2 protein-coding genes are annotated in these 2,337 nt (G+C 59.4%); both read left to right on the forward strand.

The window, feature by feature from the left end:
• The first annotated feature begins 75 nt into the window (after window positions 1–75).
• The gene (locus OQK_RS26930; RefSeq protein WP_016775182.1) at window positions 76–948 is read left to right on the forward strand and encodes an ABC transporter permease subunit; all 873 of its coding nucleotides are present in this window, start codon (window positions 76–78) and stop codon (window positions 946–948) included.
• Window positions 949–1,143: 195 nt separating this feature from the next.
• Window positions 1,144–2,241: a polyamine ABC transporter substrate-binding protein gene (locus tag OQK_RS26935; protein ID WP_016775183.1), complete on the forward strand. Its 1,098-nt coding sequence runs from the start codon at window positions 1,144–1,146 to the stop codon at window positions 2,239–2,241.
• Window positions 2,242–2,337: the final 96 nt, after the last annotated feature.

Genomic DNA, 2,337 nt, shown 5'->3' on the forward strand with positions numbered 1-2,337 from the left:
GGTGATGCTGTTGATCCTGATTGTGCCGATTCTGCTGTTCAACCGCAGCCAGGCCAAAGAGATGGAGGCACGGGGATGAAACGCTTCAACTTTTCCAAGTTCATGCTGATCTTCGGCTTGATGTTCATTTATCTGCCGATGCTGATTCTGGTGATCTACTCGTTCAACGCCTCGAAACTGGTGACGGTGTGGGGCGGCTGGTCGATCAAGTGGTATGTCGGCCTGCTCGACAACACGCAACTGATGGGCTCGGTGCTGCGCTCGCTGGAGATCGCCTGCTACACCGCGATTGCCGCTGTGGCACTGGGCACCCTCGCCGCCTTCGTCCTGACGCGGGTGACGCGCTTCAAGGGTCGCACGCTGTTTGGTGGCCTGGTGACCGCGCCGTTGGTGATGCCGGAAGTGATCACCGGTCTGTCGCTGTTGCTGCTGTTCGTGGCGATGGCGCAACTGATCGGCTGGCCGCAGGAGCGCGGCATCGTCACCATCTGGATCGCCCACACCACCTTTTGTGCCGCTTATGTGGCGGTGGTAGTCTCCGCGCGCCTTCGCGAGCTGGATCTGTCGATCGAAGAAGCGGCGATGGACCTCGGCGCCAAACCATTCAAAGTGTTTTTCCTCATCACCATTCCAATGATCGCGCCGTCGCTGGCCGCCGGCGGGATGATGTCGTTTGCCTTGTCGCTTGATGATCTGGTGCTGGCGAGTTTTGTCTCCGGGCCGGGCTCGACGACGCTGCCGATGGAGGTGTTCTCGGCGGTGCGTCTGGGCGTGAAACCTGAGATCAACGCCGTGGCCAGCCTGATTCTGCTGGCAGTGTCGCTGGTGACTTTCCTGGTCTGGTATTTCGGCCGCAAGGCAGAAGCCAACCGCAAACGGGCGATTCAGGAAGCGATGGATCAGACCGCAAACGAGTCGTGGCAACAGCCGGCAGCGGCAACTGCCTGAGCAACACCGATGAACAACTGTGGCGAGGGGATTTATCCCCGTTGGGCTGCGAAGCGGCCCCTGCAGTTCTACCTGAAGACTCCGTATTCAGGTTTTGCGACTGCTTCGCAGCCGAGCGCGGATAAATCCCCTCGCCACAAGGTTCAAGTGCACCGAGCTTTTGTTTTGTTGAATAAGAAGAAGGGAGTTGTACCGATGAAAATGTTTGGCAGGACTCTGCTGACACTGTCCTTAATGGGCGCAATGGTCATGGGCGCCCAGGCCAACGACAAGGTGCTGCGTGTTTACAACTGGTCCGATTACATCGCGCCGGACACCGTGAAAAAGTTCGAAGACGAGACCGGCATTCGCGTGACCTACGACGTCTTCGACAGCAACGAAACCCTGGAAGCGCGCCTGCTCGCGGGCAAATCCGGCTACGACATCGTCGTGCCGTCGAACAGTTTTCTGGCCAAGCAGATCAAGGCCGGTGTCTACCAGCCGCTGGACAAGTCGAAGCTGCCGAACTGGAAGAATCTCAACCCGGTGCTGCTGAAAAACGCCGCCGCCAGTGATCCGGACAACGCGCACGCGTTCCCGTACATGTGGGGCTCGATCGGCATCGGTTTCAACCCGGCGAAGGTCAAGGAAGTACTCGGCGCCAATGCCCCGACCAACTCCTGGGACTTACTGTTCAAACCGGAGAACGCGGAAAAGCTCAAAGCCTGCGGCATCAGTTTCCTCGATTCGCCGACCGAAATGCTCCCGGCCGCCCTGCACTATCTGGGCTATCCGGTGAACGACAAGGACAAGGCGCACATCGCCGAAGCCGAAGCGCTGTTCATGAAAATCCGCCCGTACGTGGCGTACTTCCACTCCTCGAAGTACATCTCCGATCTGGCCAACGGCAACATCTGCGTAGCGGTCGGTTACTCCGGCGACGTCCTGCAGGCCAAGGCCCGTGCGGTGGAATCGGGCAACAAGGTGGTGATCGACTACAGCATTCCCAAGGAAGGCGCCGGCAGTTTCTACGACATGGTCGCCATCCCCCGTGATGCGGCGAACGTCGACAACGCCTACCTGTTCATGGACTTCCTGATGCGCCCGGACATCATTGCCGAAGTCACCAACAGCATCGGCTACAGCAACGCCAACGCAGCAGCCACGCCACTGGTGGACGAAGCAATCCGCAACGAACCGGGCTCGTATCCTTCGCAAGCGGTGATGGCGACGTTGTATGCGGTGCCGGATCAGCCGATTGCCACGCAGCGGATCATGACCCGTGGCTGGACGCGGGTGAAGCTCGGTAAATAAGCCCGTCGGGCAACGCTGATCGACTGATCGTTCCTACGCTCCGCGTAGGAATGCCTCAATGGACGCTCTGCGTCCGCTTTGGGACGCGGAGCGTCC

It is taken from the genome of Pseudomonas sp. R62 (genome assembly GCF_000257605.1).
Classification (GTDB): Bacteria; Pseudomonadota; Gammaproteobacteria; order Pseudomonadales; family Pseudomonadaceae; genus Aquipseudomonas; species Aquipseudomonas atacamensis.